We start from the raw sequence: 16,257 nt of genomic DNA on the forward strand, positions 1-16,257 counted from the left end.
TACTAGGTTGTTAAATACAATAGGTTATCGATTCCTTTCCCATTATGAAATTAATTCCTTCTGCTATCTCAAAATAAGTGAACTGACAGTAAATCTTGCCATGTTTTTGGGAAACCTAAATAGTGAAGTCTCAAGAATTAAGCCGTATGGTCAGCATTCCCGGATATCACGTTAGCAAAGAACTCTACAATGGTTCTCGAACCTTGGTTTATCGCGCTAATCGAGAAACTGACCAAAAATCTGTAGTGATTAAGCTGATGAAAACTGTTTATCCCAGTTTCATTGAATTGATCCAGTTTCGGAACCAGTTCACCATCGCCAAAAATTTAAATCTACCTGGAATCATCCAGACATACAGCCTGGAACCCTATCAGAATGGCTATGCGTTAGTGATGGAAGACTTTGGGGGAATTTCTCTCAAAGATTATTTGACCTCTGTAGAGACACGATATATCGCGTCTCTACAAGAGTTTTTACAAGTAGCGATCGCACTGTGCAATACATTAGATATTCTAATTCGTCATCGGATCATTCACAAAGATATTAAACCCGCCAATATTTTAATTAATCCAGAAACTAAAGAAGTTAAGTTAATTGACTTTAGTATTGCATCTCTGTTGCCACGAGAAACTCAAACCCTGATGAGTCCTAATGTGCTAGAAGGGACACTCGGCTATTTGTCTCCAGAGCAAACTGGACGAATGAATCGGGGAATTGATTACCGGACTGATTTTTATTCTCTAGGTGTAACATTTTACGAGTTACTAACAGGGGAATTACCATTTAAATCGCACGAGCCGATGGAATTGGTACATTGTCATATTGCAAAACTTCCGCTTTTAGTACATGAGATTAATCCGCAAATTGCGCCTGTACTCTCATCCATTGTGAATAAACTGATGGCGAAAAATGCCGAAGACCGCTATCAGAGTGCATTTGGGCTGAAATATGATTTAGAAAATTGTTTACATCAGCTAAAAGAAACGGGGGAAATTGCAAGTTTTCCAATTGCTCAACGGGATGTGTGCGATCGCTTTATTATCCCAGAAAAACTCTATGGTCGTGAGCATGAAGTTGAAACTCTGCTCAAAGCCTTTGACCGTGTTACCAACAATCAGACAGAATTAATGCTGGTGGCTGGTTTTTCTGGTATTGGTAAAACTGCTTTAGTTAACGAGGTTCACAAACCTATTGTCCGGCAACGGGGCTACTTTATCAAAGGCAAATTTGACCAATTTAATCGGAATATTCCCTTCTCCGCTTTTGTGCAGGCGTTTCGAGACTTAATGGGGCAATTGCTCAGTGAAAGTGATACTCAATTGTCAACTTGGAAAAGTAAAATATTACAAGTTCTGGGCGATCAAGGACAAGTAATTCTTGAGGTAATTCCCGAACTCGAACAAATTATTGGTCAACAACTACCTGCAACCGAACTTTCACCAAGTGCAGCACAAAATCGCTTTAATTTACTCTTTCAAAAATTCATTCAGGTATTCACTACAAAAGAACATCCATTAGTAATTTTCCTCGATGATTTGCAGTGGGGCGATTCTGCATCACTCAAATTGATACAGTTGTTGATGAGTAAATCAGGAAGTGGATCTTTACTTTTAATTGGAGCTTATCGAGATAATGAAGTATCTACCGCGCATACGTTAATGTTGACTTTAGCAGATATTCGCAAAGTCAATGCCACGATTCATACTATTGCTTTAGCTCCGTTAAATAAAGCTAGTTTAAATCAATTGATGGTTGATACCTTTAGTTGTTCAGGTGAAATTGCCCAACCCCTAACGCAACTCGTCTATCAAAAAACTCAAGGGAATCCATTTTTTGCAACGCAATTTCTCAAAGCATTATATGAAGATGGACTGATTACTTTTAATTTTGCTCAAGGTTACTGGCAATGTGATATTGCTGCTGTGAAGGCACTTGCTCTGACCGATGATGTGGTAGAGTTCGTAGCGCTACAGTTGCAGAAGTTGCCAGCAGCAACGCAAAATGTGTTGAAATTAGCTGCGTGTATTGGCAACCAGTTTGATTTGCTAACCTTAGCAATTGTTTCTGAACAATCGGAAACCGAAACGGCAGCATCTTTATGGAAAGCTTTGCAAGAAGGGTTAGTTTTACCTACTAGCGAAGTTTATAAATTCTTTCAAGATAGTGGGCATGATTGTAACTCAAATCCTTTAAATTACAATTTACAAGTCCCTATCTACAAATTTTTACATGACCGTGTGCAGCAAGCGGCTTATTCGCTAATTCCAGATGAAGAGAAACAATTTACCCATCTTAAAATTGGTCGATTACTCTTGCAAAATACCTCTGAGTCTCAGCAAGAGGAACGAATTTTTGAGATTGTCAGTCAGTTGAATTGTGGAATGGCGCTAATCACCCAGCCAAGTGAACGTCAACAATTAGCTCAGTTAAATTTGAATGCTGGTCGAAAAGCGAAAGAAGCTACTGCTTATGGTGCAGCAATTCATTATCTCAAGTCGGGAATGCAATTGCTGACAATTAATAGTTGGGAAATCGCTTATGAACTGACTCGAAGTTTATACGAAGAAGCTGCTGAAGCTGCCTTTCTCAACAATGAATTTGAGCAGATGGAATCTCTTATCCAGGTTGTCATGGAAGAAACAACCACCTTACTGGATAGGGTGAAAGTTTATGAAGTTCAACTCCAAGCCGATCAGGTGCGAAATCAATCATTCAAAGCGATCGCAATTGGGCGTGAACTTCTCGCTCAACTTGGGGTAACATTACCTGAATCAGTAACACCTCCAGACATTCAGCAATCTGTAGTCAACACGCTCTCCACCTTGGCTGGTAGAAGTATTGAGGGCTTAGTTGATTTGCCATTGATGAATGATCCCAAAGCTTTGGTTGCTTTGCGAATTATGGCTAGCATCGCTCCCGCCATTCATCAGGCTGCGGCTTATCTGTTCCCAATTATTGCCTGCGAAGAGGTGAATTTATCTCTTAAATACGGCAATGCACCACTTTCTGCACCAGGGTATGCAGATTTTGGAATTGTACTTAATATTTGTAACCAAATGGAGTCAGGCTCAGAATTTGGCCAGCTAGCTTTAATGCTTGTAGATAGATTTCAAGCAAAATCTGTTCAAAGCATGACTATATTTAAGGTGGGTGCATTGAATCAATTTAATAAACAACACGTTCGCGCCTCAATTAGTTTATTACAGGAATCCCATCGTTTTGGATTAGAGACAGGCGACTTTTTTCATGTGCTTGCATCCATGATTTTCAAGTTATTCTATGTCTATTTAAGTGGCACAGAAGTTTTGGAAATTCTCTTAGCAGATATCAAAGCTTACAAGTCTAATTTTGCCCAAAATCAGCGCTTATTAAATTGGTCTAATATAATCTGTCACAGTATTAACAATTTAACCGAATCTAGCGATAATTCAGAGCGTTTCATTGGTGAAGATTGTCAAGAAGAACAACTTTTATCTACGCTGATCGAAGAGAACGACGAATTAACACTCCACATCTTTTACCTAAGTAAGTTAACACTCAATTATCTTTTTGAGAATTTTCCGGCGGCAGTTGAGAATGCAAATCAGGGAGAGCAATACCTTAACGGTGGCGCAGGAATGCTATCTGTGCCTGTTTTCTACTACTACGATTCTTTGTCTCGGCTGGCTGTCTATTCAACGGCTGAACCATCTCAACAAGAACAATTACTCTTAAAGGTTGGCGAAAACCAGGAAAAATTGCAGTTTAGAGCCAAATTTGCACCGATGAATTTCCAGCACAAATTTGAATTGGTGGAAGCAGAACGCTATCGGGCTCTGGGCGACAAGTTGGCAGCAATAGAATTATACGATCGCGCAATTTTTCTGGCGAAAGAAAACGAATATATCCCAGAAGAAGCTTTGAGCAATGAGCTAGCTGCCAAGTTCTACCTCGATTGGGGCAAAGAAAAAATCGCCCAAGTTTATATGCAAGAAGCTTATTACTGTTATGCTCGTTGGGGCGCTAAAGCCAAAACTGAGGATTTAGAAAAACGCTATCCTCAACTTCTGGCTCCCATCTTACAAGGGCAGCATCATCGCTTACAACTGAGTTCAACCATTGATGGATCGTCATTCCCACATCAAACTATCCACACAAACCTTTCTAGCAGCAGTATTTCTGAAGCCCTCGATTTTGCCACCATCTTTAAAGCCTCACAAGCTCTATCTAGTGAAATTCAATTAGAGCAATTACTTACTACCCTTTTGCAAGTGGTGATGGAAAATGCCGGCGCACAAAAAGCTGCTCTGCTTGTACTCCAACAGGGTGATTTAGTGGTTGAAGCTATAGCCACCATCAACGAAGGAGTGACTCTGGTATCAGTACCATTGTCAATCAGCGAAGGCATTCCCATTACACTGGTAAACTATGTCAAACGCCGCTTAAAAACTGTTGTGCTAGATGATGCAACAGCACAAACTGATTTTATCGCCGATTCATATTTCATGCAGCAACAACCTAAGAGTGTGTTGTGTACGCCGATGTTAAATCAGGGTAAACTCATCGGGCTGCTATATCTAGAAAATCCGCTGACAATTGGTGCATTTACGAGCGATCGCACCGAAGTTATCCAACTGCTATGCACCCAAGCCGCCATCTGTCTAGAAAATGCCCGTCTTTATCAAGAATCTCAAAATTATGCTCATCAACTAGAGCGATCGCTACAAGAACTAGAGCATACCCAATTACAAATGGTGCAAAATGAAAAAATGGCAACCTTGGGTAATTTAGTTGCTGGGGTGGCACATGAAATTAATAATCCCATTGGATTTTTGAAAGGCAGCCTTAACAATGCCGAAGAGTATATTCAAGACTTACTCGCCCATATCCAATGCTACCAACAACATCATCCCACTTCTGCGATCGCAGTCATTGAGCATGGCGAAGAAATTGACCTAGAATTCTTGACTCAAGACTTACCAAAGCTCGTAAGCTCAATGAAGGTGGCAAGCGAACGGATTAAAGACATTAGCATTAGTCTTCGCACTTTCTCCAGAGCCGATACAACCGAAAAAGTTGCTTGTAACCTCCATGAAGGGATTGAGAGTACGCTGTTGATTTTGAAGTATCGCCTCAAAGCTAACGAAAAGCGTCCAGCAATTGAAGTTATCACCGAATACGGTAAATTACCACTAGTCAAGTGCTTTTTAGGACAATTAAATCAAGTATTTATGAACATCCTTGCTAATGCAATTGATGCCTTAGATACATCCAGTGAGGGGCTTTCTTTTGCCCAAGCGCAAGCTAACCATCACCAAATACTGATTAACACCGAAGTATCCAGTGACCACAAGGTGACAATTCGCATCAAAGATAACGGTCAGGGGATGCCAGAGGAGATTAGAGCAAGGATCTTTGACCACCTGTTTACAACAAAAGAGGTTGGAAAGGGAACAGGATTAGGATTAGCGATCGCTCGTCAAATTGTCGAGGAAACCCATAATGGGCGGTTGAGGTGCAATTCTGTGCTTGGTGAAGGAACAGAATTTGTCATTGAGATTCCAGTGTTTTAACGGTTCGCAGAAGTCCTCACCCTCTCTACGAGACGCTATTTGCGTTCAACTCTGAGTAGGGTGGGGATAGGGAGAAGCTGATAATGATTGCATAACGCGTGCCATTTCTTGGTAGTCTGGACAACAGTAATAACACAATTCTTCAAAATCTGTATAACTTGATTCTAAATTAGGTATCGTTCAGAGTTAAGATTACACAATTGCGTTGAATTGTGGTTAAAGCTACAAAAATTGTTAAAACAACTAACTAATACCGTATTTCCAGCCTCAGTCTTCCGACTAGAGAGTGGTTTAACTTTTATTCATCAAGAGATTCCCACTACTCCTGTAGTTGTGGCTGATGTTTGGGTGCGTGCTGGAGCAAGCCTAGAGCCAAAACCGTGGTTTGGGATGGCGCACTTTTTAGAACACATGATTTTTAAAGGTACGGCAACGCTTCCCCCTGGAATGTTCGATTCCAAAGTTGAAAACCGGGGTGGCGTAAGTAATGCGGCGACAAGCTATGATTATGCTAATTATTCACTCACCACAGCCGCCCCTTATTTAAAGGATACTTTGCCCTATTTGGGCGAATTACTGCTCAATGCGGCAATTCCAGAAGACGAATTTAGCCGCGAACGGGACGTGGTGCTAGAGGAAATTCGTTCTTGTCAGGACGATTCCGACTGGATAGGATTTCAAGCTCTGATTCAAAGCATCTATCCACATCACCCTTACGGGCGTTCGGTGTTAGGTACCGAGCAAGAGCTGATGCAGCAGTCTCCAGAAGCAATGCGCTGTTTTCATCACGCCCACTATCAGCCGGAAAATATGACAGTGGTAATTGCTGGGGGTATAGCCCAGCAACCAGCTTGGGAATTAGTAAATCATTCATTTAGTGATTTTGCCGAACGCTCGAATTGTCCGCAGTTTGAGAAAGTGACAAAGCCAGTAATAACAGGAATTCACCGTCAAGAACTGTGTTTACCACGCATAGAGCAAGCACGATTATTGATGGCGTGGTTGGTTCCAGGAGTAGAAGAAATCCGCACTAGCTATGGTCTAGATTTATTGTCAGTGTTATTGGCAGAAGGGCGGACTTCGCGTTTAGTGCGTGATTTGCGAGAAGATTTGCAATTGGTACAAGGAATTCATAGTAGTTTTTCTCTACAACGGGAATCAAGTTTATTTACAATTACTGCCTGGTTGGAACCAGAAAATTTAGAAGAAGTTGAGTCTTTAATTTGCGCTCATTTGGATGATTTGCAGACTGGAGGAATTAGCGAACAAGAACTTGCTCGTACACGCAGGTTGCTATGTAATGAGTATGCATTTTCTACCGAAACGCCAAATCAACTGACAGGGCTTTATGGATATTACAATACCATCGCCCAAGCTGAATTAGCTGTGACATATCCCCAGCAGATTAAGTCTTTTGATGCCCAAGAATTGCAAAAATTAGCTAAACAATATCTCTCACCGCAGAATTATGCGGTTACTGTACTTAAACCGTGTTAGTCATTAGTCATTAGCAAAAGACAAATGACAAAGGACAAAGGACAAATGACAAATGACAAATGACAAAGGACAAATGACAACCTTGCTGCAAAAATCACCTATCCATCGCACCGTATTGAATAATGGCATTGTCGTGCTGGCGGCAGAAAACCCTGCTGCGGATATTATTGCAGCGCGGATCTTTGTGCGTGCCGGTAGTTGTAACGAAAACCGGGAGCAAGCAGGGTTGGCGCATTTGCTATCAGCAGTGATGACAAAGGGATGCGATGGACTTTCTAGCTTAGAAATTGCTGAAAAAGTCGAGTCTGTAGGAGCAAGTTTAAGTGCGGATGCTGGCACTGATTATTTTTTGCTGTCTTTCAAGACGGTAACATCAGATTTTGCGGAGATTTTAGCATTGGCAGGGCGGATTTTGCGATCGCCTACTTTTCCCGAAACTCAAGTGGAACTAGAACGCCGTTTAGCACTCCAAGATATTCGTTCGCAGAAAGAGCAACCGTTCAATGTCGCCTTTGAGCAAATGCGGCAGGTAATGTACCAAAATCATCCCTACTCTATGTCAGTGCTGGGAGATGAAACTACTATGAGCAACTTAACTCGTGCAGATTTAGTAGAGTATCATCAAACTTATTTCCGCCCAGATAATGTAGTAATTAGTATTGCTGGTAGAGTCACATCCACAGATGCAACAACATTGGTGGAAGAAGTTTTTGCTGATTGGCAAGCACCAGCCCAAGCACTACCAATACTGAATTTACCTGAAATTAAAGTGGAACCACAGGTAAAGGTTAAGCCAGTACAGACACAACAATCAATCGTGATGCTCGGTTATTTGGGAACATCGGTAAGTTCTGTTGACTACGCCGCCCTGAAGTTGCTGTGTACCTACTTGGGAAATGGGCTTTCTAGTCGCTTGTTTGTCGAATTGCGCGAAAAACGCGGTTTAGCTTACGAAGTATCTGCTTTTTACTCCACAAGGCTATTTCCAGCCTCATTTGTAGTTTACATGGGTACAGCACCAGAGAATACCAGTATTGCCCTAGAAGGACTACGTACAGAAGTAGATTTATTGTCTACCACTGAAGTATCAGAAAGCGCCCTCCAAGCTGCGAAAAATAAAATTCTGGGGCAGTACGCCTTGGGTAAACAAACAAACGGGCAAATTGCTCAGATATATGGCTGGTATGAAATTTTGGGCTTAGGAATTGATTTTGATACCAAGTTTCAAGAATTGATTGCGGCGGTGAGTGCCAAAGATGCGATCGCTGCCGCTAGTAAGTATTTAAAATCACCTTATTTATCTTTAGTTGGTCAAGAAGAAGCAATTAATCGAGCGATCGCGTAAATAGCCCGTCCGAGACATCGTAAATAGAGCAGCTGTTTTTTAGACCAAGCGGCTGTACCATTAGCATGAGAATATTCTGGGAGTAAATTCCATGCAAAGCAGCCTGACAGCCAGTATTTTGAGTTACTTAAAATTACTAGACCCCACTGTAAATCGCTGTGGAATGGAAAAACGGCAAAAAAGTTGGTGGACAAAGAGGTCAAAATCTTTCTCAGCCATTGAAATACTCTTGTTATCCGCAACGCCTCTGCTTATTGCTTCAACACCTTTAATATCAATAGCAGCGCCACAAAAAATTGCCCAAATAAATCCTGGAGATAGCATCAGCCGCCCTAACCTCAAAGTTGGTAGCCAAGGCGAACGCGTATCTGAACTTCAGGCAGCTCTGAAACTTTTGGGTTTTTACTCTGGTGCAGTAGATGGTATTTATAGTGAGAATACGGCCAGTGCTGTTGCCCGTTTTAAACAAGCAGCTGGTTTGAATCCAGATGGTGTTGTTGATGCCAGCACTTGGCAAAGACTTTTCCCTAATCAACCAGTAGCAGCATCAAATATCCCTTCATCCCAGCCAAGATTTAACTCAGCTACAAATTTTCCTGTTCCAACCCAGGCTAGCAGCCTCACCAACGTTGCAAATCCTAACCCCAACCCCCCAAGACAAGCTGCAACACAAGTTGCGACTAGCCCTGAGCCAAGACCTACTACCCCAAAAAAAGCTGTAACACAAGTTGCGACTAGCTCTGAGCCAAGACCTGCTACACCAAAAAAAGCTGTAACACAAGTTGCGACTAGCCCTGAGCCAAGACCTGCTACTCCAAGGAAAGCTACAACTTCAAGCACACAAAAAACGCCAAATCGTACTACATCAACTGCTAGAACTCAGTCAGCTACACGGACTGGGCAAAGTACTCGAACTCAGAAAAACACATCTACTCAGCGAACTCCTGGTATTCAATACACCTCTGAAGGATTGCCAATTTTACGTATAGGATTACGTGGTTCTGAAGTTGTGAAGTTGCAACAACAACTGAAAAAGCTTGGTTTCTTGAAAGGCGATGCCGATGGAGACTTTGGTGAGACAACCGAGACTGCTGTGAAAGCAGCACAAAAGCGGTATGGTTTAGAAGCTGACGGTGTAGTTGGTGGCTCTACCTGGGAGGTTCTTTTGCGGCGCTAGCCTTACTAGGGGGCATAGCCAGCGTCTCTTTTGCCTGTGCGGGCAAGATGCTCCGAAGTTCTGATAACTTATTTCTTTTTTGGAAGTCCCCAAGGTAAAGAAGCAATACTTTTCGGTTAAACCCAATAATCTCTCTTTTGGCCTGGGGAAAGGTTAAAGGGGAAAGGGGAAAGGGAAATTCAAACCCTTTCCCTTTCCTCTTTCCCCCTTAACCGAAAAGTATTGTCCCCCTACTTCTCTTCTTCCCCTGCCTGCCTCAACCAAAAAATTACTTAACCGCACGGTATTGCAAGCGTAGCCCATTCTAACTTCTGAATTCTTCTTGATGAATTTAATCCGGTACATCCTGCAATACGATAAAGATACACCGATTAGAAATATCTCTCTATGCCAGGACAGAAAAATTACATTATTTTTGGGCTGACAAAGGATAATAGCAACTTTATGAGTCAAGCAGAAAGACACATCATAGTGCTACAAATCACAACTGGCAACAGTGAAATTAATTAAACTTACTGCTAATTCCTCTAAAAAAACTTATGCAACACTTTTTATTAACTTGGCTCGGTACTGCGGTGGCGTTATTTATTACTGCTAATATCGTTCCGGGATTCTTTATCAAGAATTTTGTGGTTGCCTTAGTCGCTGCCCTGGTTATTGGTCTGGTTAACGCATTTATTAGACCAATTTTGCAGATTTTGGCCTTTCCGATTACCTTGCTCACCTTTGGTTTATTTACATTGGTAATCAATGCTTTAACACTTTGGTTGGCAAGTGCTTTAACCCCTGGTTCTGGTTTTGAGATTCAAGGCTTTTTACCTGCTTTGTTAGGTTCAATCGTACTAGCTATTGTTTCTAGCATAATTAACTATTTGTTGAGAGTTGTTGACTAGAAAATTAGTTAATTTTTGTAATACTCGTAATATTTGAGGCTTGGGCAACAGCTAGCGTTACAGCTCCTGGTTGCCCTTGTAGCTGGAAAATTTGTTTAGGAACTAACAACGTTACTCCCAATGCTTCTGTGCTGGTAAAGGGGGGAGCAGTCAACAACGATGCTTGAGTCGCTGCAAGAATAGCAGCTGCCTCTGCTACGCTAGGTGTACCTACTTTGTGGTCAGTAATTGTGGCAGGGTTGGGGACACAGACCGAGCAAAGAATTTCCGCAGAAAAGGTTTTTAGAGGCAGATTGCGTAGGTGGCAAACTTCTACTAAACCAACTTCCAAGGCTTTAGCGTCAATGGTGGCAATCCCTGCGATCGCACTTTGAAAAAGTTGATTTTCTCGAAAGGCTTGCTCAATAGCCCAATCAATCAACTGCCATGAGGTTCCCCGCTTACAACCGATTCCTACCCAGAAAACCTGTTGCACTTAGTGTATTTCCTTAATTCAATTCTTCAAGATTTAGTGTTGGCTTATAGGAAGCGATCGCCAAAGTGCGATCGCTTCCCCTGATTATCGAAAAACGCAAACTATCCCCACACTAAATACCCCATTTTGTCAACTAGAAACTTTCACCGCCGCTTCTGCCTGGGAGTGCAATAACAAACCGTATTCCAAGCCCTCCACCACCGCTTGATAGGAAGCCTCCAAAATATTGGTCGAAACCCCTACCGTCGTCCAGCGTTGACGACCATTGCCTGATTCTACTAACACACGGGTTTTTGCCGCAGTCCCCGTATGTCCGTTGAGAATCCGCACTTTGTAATCCGTCAAATCAAAGGTTGCTATTTGGGGATAAAAGTTCACCAAAGCCTTGCGTAAAGCCGCATCCAAGGCAGCAACGGGGCCATTACCTTCTGCCGCCTCCAGAATATTTTTGCCGTCAACAGCGATTTTGACTGTAGCTAGGGCGTTACTAGTTTCTTTCCCCTCAATCAAGTCACAGTGTACTTGAAAACCTTTGACTTCAAAAAACTTCTGGCGACCTCCCAAAGCTTCGTGCATCAGTAGTGCAAAACTGGCCTCTGCTGCTTCAAATTGAAATCCTTCACTCTCCAAATCTTTGAGACGTTGGAGAATTTCCTTGGCTTCTGCCTTTAGTTGATCGAGGTCAATCCCAAAACTACGGGCTTTGGCTAGAACATTACTGAGTCCAGACTGTTCAGAAATCACAATGCGGCGATGATTCCCGACTTGTTCCGGCTGAATGTGTTCGTAAGTCAGGGGATTACGTTCTACTGCTGATACATGAATACCGCCCTTGTGGGCAAAAGCCGAAAGTCCCACAAAGGGAGCGTGTTCATCTGGCGCGAGGTTGACGACTTCACTAACAAAACGACTAGCTTCTGTAAGTTGTGTTAGCTGGTCTTCTGTGATACAACTGTAACCCAGCTTCAGTTGTAAATTGGGAATTAACGAACAGAGGTTAGCATTACCGCAACGTTCACCGTAACCATTAATTGTGCCCTGTACCATCTTTGCCCCTGCCATTACGGCGGCTATTGCGTTAGCAACCGCCATTTCGGAATCGTTATGAGTATGAATTCCAATTTGGGGGATTGTCCTTTGCCCGTTGTCCTTCGTCATTGTTTCTTGACAAATGACAAATGACAAATGACTACTGACATCTTGAACAATTTGCCCAATTTCATGAGGTAAAGTGCCGCCATTTGTATCACAGAGGACTAGCCATTCAGCACCAGATGCGATCGCAGCCTCTAATGTTTGTAAAGCATAATCTGGATTGTGCTTGTAACCATCAAACCAATGTTCGGCATCGTAGATAATGCGACGACCTTGAGAACGGAGGTACTCAATGGTGTCACGAATCATCGCCAAATTTTCTTCTAATGTCGTTTTGAGGCTAGTTGTGACATGTAAATCCCAAGACTTACCAAAAATCGTTACCCAGCGAGTTCCCGCAGCCAAAATATCTTGTAGCATCGGTTCGGTTGCAGCAGTGGAGTTGGGCCGTCGAGTCGAACAAAAAGCCACAATTTCAGCTTGTTTTAGCGGATCTTCTTGGAGTTGCCAGAAAAATTGTACATCCTTGGGATTAGCACCAGGCCAACCGCCTTCAATGAAGGGAACTCCCAGTTGATCAAGTCTCTTGGCAATGCGTAACTTATCTTCTATCGATACAGATAGCCCCTCGCGCTGAGTGCCATCCCGTAATGTAGTGTCATAGAGCCAAAGTTGAGGTGAGGAATTTGTGGTCATAAAACTGGGACCGACGAGACAACTTTTGAGGCAATGTGTCAATATACAACAAAAAGCCAGTTTGGCAATTTAAAAATGCCTAAAGTACTAGCTGAAGGTAAAACAATTCAGTGCGTAAGCGGAAGCAATCTCCGAACAATTTTGCTGCAAAATGGTATTCACCTCTACAATGACGGTGCTAAGGTAATAAACTGTCGGGGCATTGGCAGTTGCGGAACCTGTGCGGTTAAGGTAGAGGGCGAAGTATCAGCAGCAAATTGGCGCGATCAAGCCCGGCGTTCGCTTCCTCCCCATTCTCCTACAACAGACTTGCGTTTAGCCTGCCAAACTCAGGTTTTAGGCGATGTGAAAGTGACAAAGTTTGATGGATTTTGGGGACAAGGTTCTCGAATAGTGTGGACACCAAAAGGTTAAAAAGGAGTAAGACAAGATGGGTAGATGGACACCCCTAATTTTAATGGCTGGAGGTTTAGCCATTCTGCTTGGTACATTACTAGGCATCAATTTTCCTATGGGCGTGCAAAGTGCTAACGCTCCCAGTGGTAAAGCAGCAAAAGTTCTGCCAGCTAATATCAATGTTAATAGCAGTGCTGGCAGCAAAAATGAAGAAACTGCAACGGAAGGAAACGAAACAACCGAAACAACCGAAACAAACGAAAACAGACGCGGTATTGTAGCCCCAAGACCTGACAACAGAAGCAGCGTTGCTCAGAATCCTTCTGATGACTCAACATCACCTGCTGACAGTACAACAGACGGCAGTACAGATAGTTCCGAAAACACGCCATCCAGCGATGTCAATCAAGGCAACGAACCAATTCGCGCCTTGTGGTAACGATATATCCGTCTTTAGTTACGAGTTATAGGTTATAAGTTATGAGTTAATTAGTTATGTACTAATGACTAATGACAAATGACTAATGACAAATGACTAATGACTAGTGAGATCGTAATTATTGGTGGCGGCGTTATTGGTTTAGCGATCGCTATTGAACTAAAAATGCGCGGGACAAACGTCACCGTGCTTTGTCGTGACTTCCAAGCTGCCGCTACCCACGCCGCCGCCGGGATGTTAGCACCAGACGCGGAAAACATCACTAATGAGGCAATGCGTTCATTGTGTTGGCGATCGCGTGCTTTATATCCCGACTGGACAACTAAACTAGAAGAACTAACTGGTTTAAATACTGGCTACCGTGCCTGTGGTATTCTCGCACCCGTCTTTGAAGAGGCGCAAGGGAGCAGGGGGAAGGGGGAAATCTCTCCTCTGCACCCTTCCCACTGCCCTCCTGCCTCTTCCCCGGCTTACTGGTTAAATAAAGAGGCAATTCATCAATATCAGCCAGGATTAGGAGCAGAGGTAGTTGGTGGCTGGTGGTATCCTGAAGATGCACAAGTTGATAATAAGGCTTTAGCTCAAGTCTTGCGGACGGCGGCTGAGTGTGTTGGTGTTGAACTCAAAGACGGTATTACAGTAGAAGCATTTTTACAGCAGCAAGGACAAGTGGTTGGCGTGCAAACCAATGTTGGGATAATTCGCGCCGCGCACTATGTTTTAGCTTCAGGTGCTTGGTCAAATGAGTTATTGCCGCTACCCGTGCTACCCAGAAAAGGACAAATGCTGAGTGTACGGCTACCAGAATTTGCGCCGGAAGTGCCCTTAAAGCGGATTTTGTTTGGGGATAATATTTACATCGTACCAAGACGCGATCGCCTGATTATTGGGGCAACAAGCGAAGACGTTGGTTTCACCCCCAACAATACCCCAGACGGCATTCAAAAATTATTACAAGCTGCCATCCGGCTGTATCCTCAATTAAAGCATTATCCCATCCAAGAGTTCTGGTGGGGATTTCGCCCAGCTACCCCCGATGAATTACCTATTCTTGGTACTAGCCACTGTCAAAATTTAACCCTTGCCACGGGTCATTACCGTAACGGGATTCTACTTACACCCGTAACAACCACATTGATTGCCGATTTAATCTTAGAACAAAAGCCCGATCCTCTACTTGCTGATTTCCACTATTCGCGTTTCCAATCCCAGCCATCTACCTCCACTCAAATGCTGACTCACTCTGCCAACTTCTCCAACGGGAATCGTCCTGCTATATCCTCCCTCCCAGTTCAAGACTCGCCGCTAATTATTGCTGGCAAAACCTTCCAATCCCGCTTGATGACGGGAACTGGTAAGTATCGCAGTATTGAAGAAATGCAGCAAAGCGTCGCCGCCAGTGATTGCCAGATTGTCACCGTGGCTGTCCGACGGGTACAAACCAAGGCCCCCGGACATGAAGGTTTAGCCGAAGCCTTGGATTGGACAAAAATTTGGATGTTACCCAATACCGCAGGTTGCCAAACTGCTGAAGAAGCGATTCGGGTGGCGCGTCTGGGGCGAGAAATGGCGAAATTGTTAGGGCAGGAAGATAATAACTTTGTTAAGTTAGAAGTTATACCTGACCTTAAGTATTTACTTCCAGACCCAATTGGGACGCTGCAAGCCGCAGAACAATTAGTTAAAGAAGGTTTTGCAGTGTTGCCTTATATTAACGCTGACCCCATGTTAGCCAAGCGTTTAGAAGAAGTAGGCTGTGCGACAGTAATGCCTTTGGCATCGCCTATTGGTTCTGGACAAGGGCTAAAAACAACCGCCAACATCCAAATCATCATCGAAAATGCGAATGTGCCAGTGGTGGTAGATGCTGGTATTGGTTCACCCTCAGAAGCTGCTCAAGCAATGGAATTGGGAGCAGATGCTTTATTGATTAATAGTGCGATCGCTCTTTCTCCAAACCCAGCAGCAATGGCTCGTGCCATGAATTTAGCAACAGTCGCCGGTCGCCTAGCATACCTTGCTGGCAGGATGCCGATCAAAGATTACGCCAGTCCTAGTTCACCTCTCACCGGGACGATTACTAATTAGGGAATGGGGAATGGGGAGAGGAGTTTTCCCCTCAGCAAGAGCAGCACCCCGCCCCTCTACCTCTTTTCAATTCCCAATGCCCAATAATGTAACGATTTGTCTAGCAGTTTCAGAGCGGATTTAGCATTTATGTAACATTAAATGAAGTATCAAGATAAAGGAATTAATTCATGCCCTATATCAATGAAGAAGGCGGCCTTCTGAATAATTTTGCCCGGGAACCAAAGATTTATCAAGCAGAACCTCCAACACAAGGGCAAAAACGAACTTATCTCATACTAGGAATTGCCGCTACAGCTTTGGTTGTCGGCTTGATTCTAGTCGCCTTCTTCGTTTCTAAGAGCAGTTAATCATAAAATATTTTCAGAAAACTTAATCTTCTTTATCGTTTTTCAGGTTCCGATTTTAAGAGGGGCCTGCTTTTTTATTTTTTGTTAAAATTGAACTAGCAATTAAAGTATATAATTATACTTTTTATGATTGTTAGACTTGAAGGCTGAATTTATTCTGAGCAACACAACATCTACTTAAAAATAATTTTTATTACAGCAGTTTGCAAATAAGTGAGCTATAAAATGTAGGACTCAAAATCACATATCAAAAA

11 protein-coding genes are annotated in these 16,257 nt (G+C 43.0%); 9 read left to right on the forward strand and 2 right to left on the reverse strand.

Features of this window, described 5'->3' with window-relative positions; all coding sequences use genetic code 11:
- The first annotated feature begins 146 nt into the window (after positions 1 to 146).
- The 5 genes from FD724_RS23465 (at position 147) to FD724_RS23485 (ending at position 10,464) form a co-directional block, all read left to right on the forward strand.
- Positions 147 to 5,552 (forward strand): ATP-binding sensor histidine kinase, encoded by a 5,406-nt coding sequence (locus FD724_RS23465; RefSeq protein WP_179075603.1) that lies wholly within the window; start codon positions 147 to 149, stop codon positions 5,550 to 5,552.
- A gap of 231 nt (positions 5,553 to 5,783) precedes the next feature.
- Complete coding sequence (locus tag FD724_RS23470; protein WP_114082001.1) at positions 5,784 to 7,049, forward strand: pitrilysin family protein; 1,266 nt, start codon at positions 5,784 to 5,786, stop codon at positions 7,047 to 7,049.
- Between the two features lie 73 nt (positions 7,050 to 7,122).
- Positions 7,123 to 8,394: a pitrilysin family protein gene (locus FD724_RS23475; RefSeq protein ID WP_179075604.1), complete on the forward strand. Its 1,272-nt coding sequence runs from the start codon at positions 7,123 to 7,125 to the stop codon at positions 8,392 to 8,394.
- A gap of 91 nt (positions 8,395 to 8,485) precedes the next feature.
- Positions 8,486 to 9,571, forward strand: coding sequence for a peptidoglycan-binding protein (locus FD724_RS23480; protein WP_114081848.1), 1,086 nt, complete (start codon positions 8,486 to 8,488; stop codon positions 9,569 to 9,571).
- Between the two features lie 539 nt (positions 9,572 to 10,110).
- Positions 10,111 to 10,464, forward strand: coding sequence for a phage holin family protein (locus FD724_RS23485; protein WP_114081850.1), 354 nt, complete (start codon positions 10,111 to 10,113; stop codon positions 10,462 to 10,464).
- 4 nt (positions 10,465 to 10,468) lie between these two features.
- On the opposite strand, the gene FD724_RS23490 is transcribed toward FD724_RS23485, so the two are convergent.
- Both FD724_RS23490 and cimA read right to left on the reverse strand, forming a co-directional pair.
- Complete coding sequence (locus FD724_RS23490; RefSeq protein ID WP_179074282.1) at positions 10,469 to 10,939, reverse strand: cobalamin biosynthesis protein; 471 nt, start codon at positions 10,937 to 10,939, stop codon at positions 10,469 to 10,471.
- A gap of 129 nt (positions 10,940 to 11,068) precedes the next feature.
- Entirely contained in the window at positions 11,069 to 12,730 is a 1,662-nt protein-coding gene (cimA, locus tag FD724_RS23495) for a citramalate synthase (protein WP_179074283.1), read from the reverse strand.
- 75 nt (positions 12,731 to 12,805) lie between these two features.
- Here cimA and FD724_RS23500 point away from each other — a divergent pair, with 75 nt between their 5' ends.
- From FD724_RS23500 to psb34, 4 genes are all read left to right on the forward strand, one after another.
- Positions 12,806 to 13,144, forward strand: a complete 339-nt coding sequence (locus tag FD724_RS23500) for a 2Fe-2S iron-sulfur cluster-binding protein (protein WP_179074284.1) — start codon at positions 12,806 to 12,808, stop codon at positions 13,142 to 13,144.
- Between the two features lie 16 nt (positions 13,145 to 13,160).
- Positions 13,161 to 13,565: a hypothetical protein gene (locus tag FD724_RS23505; RefSeq protein ID WP_179074285.1), complete on the forward strand. Its 405-nt coding sequence runs from the start codon at positions 13,161 to 13,163 to the stop codon at positions 13,563 to 13,565.
- A gap of 99 nt (positions 13,566 to 13,664) precedes the next feature.
- Positions 13,665 to 15,653, forward strand: a complete 1,989-nt coding sequence (gene thiO, locus FD724_RS23510) for a glycine oxidase ThiO (RefSeq protein WP_179074286.1) — start codon at positions 13,665 to 13,667, stop codon at positions 15,651 to 15,653.
- Between the two features lie 170 nt (positions 15,654 to 15,823).
- A complete protein-coding gene (psb34, locus tag FD724_RS23515; RefSeq protein WP_179074287.1) occupies positions 15,824 to 16,003 on the forward strand; it encodes a photosystem II assembly protein Psb34 in 180 nt (59 codons plus the stop codon).
- Positions 16,004 to 16,257: the final 254 nt, after the last annotated feature.

It is taken from the genome of Nostoc sp. C057 (assembly GCF_013393925.1).
Taxonomy (GTDB): domain Bacteria; phylum Cyanobacteriota; class Cyanobacteriia; order Cyanobacteriales; family Nostocaceae; genus Nostoc; species Nostoc muscorum_A.

Excerpts from the sequence above, each read along its gene's own strand:
- FD724_RS23465 (WP_179075603.1), top strand. The coding sequence starts at position 147 with ATGGTCAGCATTCCCGGATATCACGTTAGCAAAGAACTCTACAATGGT.
- FD724_RS23475 (WP_179075604.1), top strand. The coding sequence starts at position 7,123 with ATGACAACCTTGCTGCAAAAATCACCTATCCATCGCACCGTATTGAAT.
- FD724_RS23480 (WP_114081848.1), top strand. The coding sequence starts at position 8,486 with ATGCAAAGCAGCCTGACAGCCAGTATTTTGAGTTACTTAAAATTACTA.
- FD724_RS23485 (WP_114081850.1), top strand. The coding sequence starts at position 10,111 with ATGCAACACTTTTTATTAACTTGGCTCGGTACTGCGGTGGCGTTATTT.
- cimA (WP_179074283.1), bottom strand. The coding sequence starts at position 12,730 with ATGACCACAAATTCCTCACCTCAACTTTGGCTCTATGACACTACATTA.
- FD724_RS23500 (WP_179074284.1), top strand. The coding sequence starts at position 12,806 with ATGCCTAAAGTACTAGCTGAAGGTAAAACAATTCAGTGCGTAAGCGGA.
- FD724_RS23505 (WP_179074285.1), top strand. The coding sequence starts at position 13,161 with ATGGGTAGATGGACACCCCTAATTTTAATGGCTGGAGGTTTAGCCATT.
- thiO (WP_179074286.1), top strand. The coding sequence starts at position 13,665 with ATGACTAGTGAGATCGTAATTATTGGTGGCGGCGTTATTGGTTTAGCG.
- psb34 (WP_179074287.1), top strand. The coding sequence starts at position 15,824 with ATGCCCTATATCAATGAAGAAGGCGGCCTTCTGAATAATTTTGCCCGG.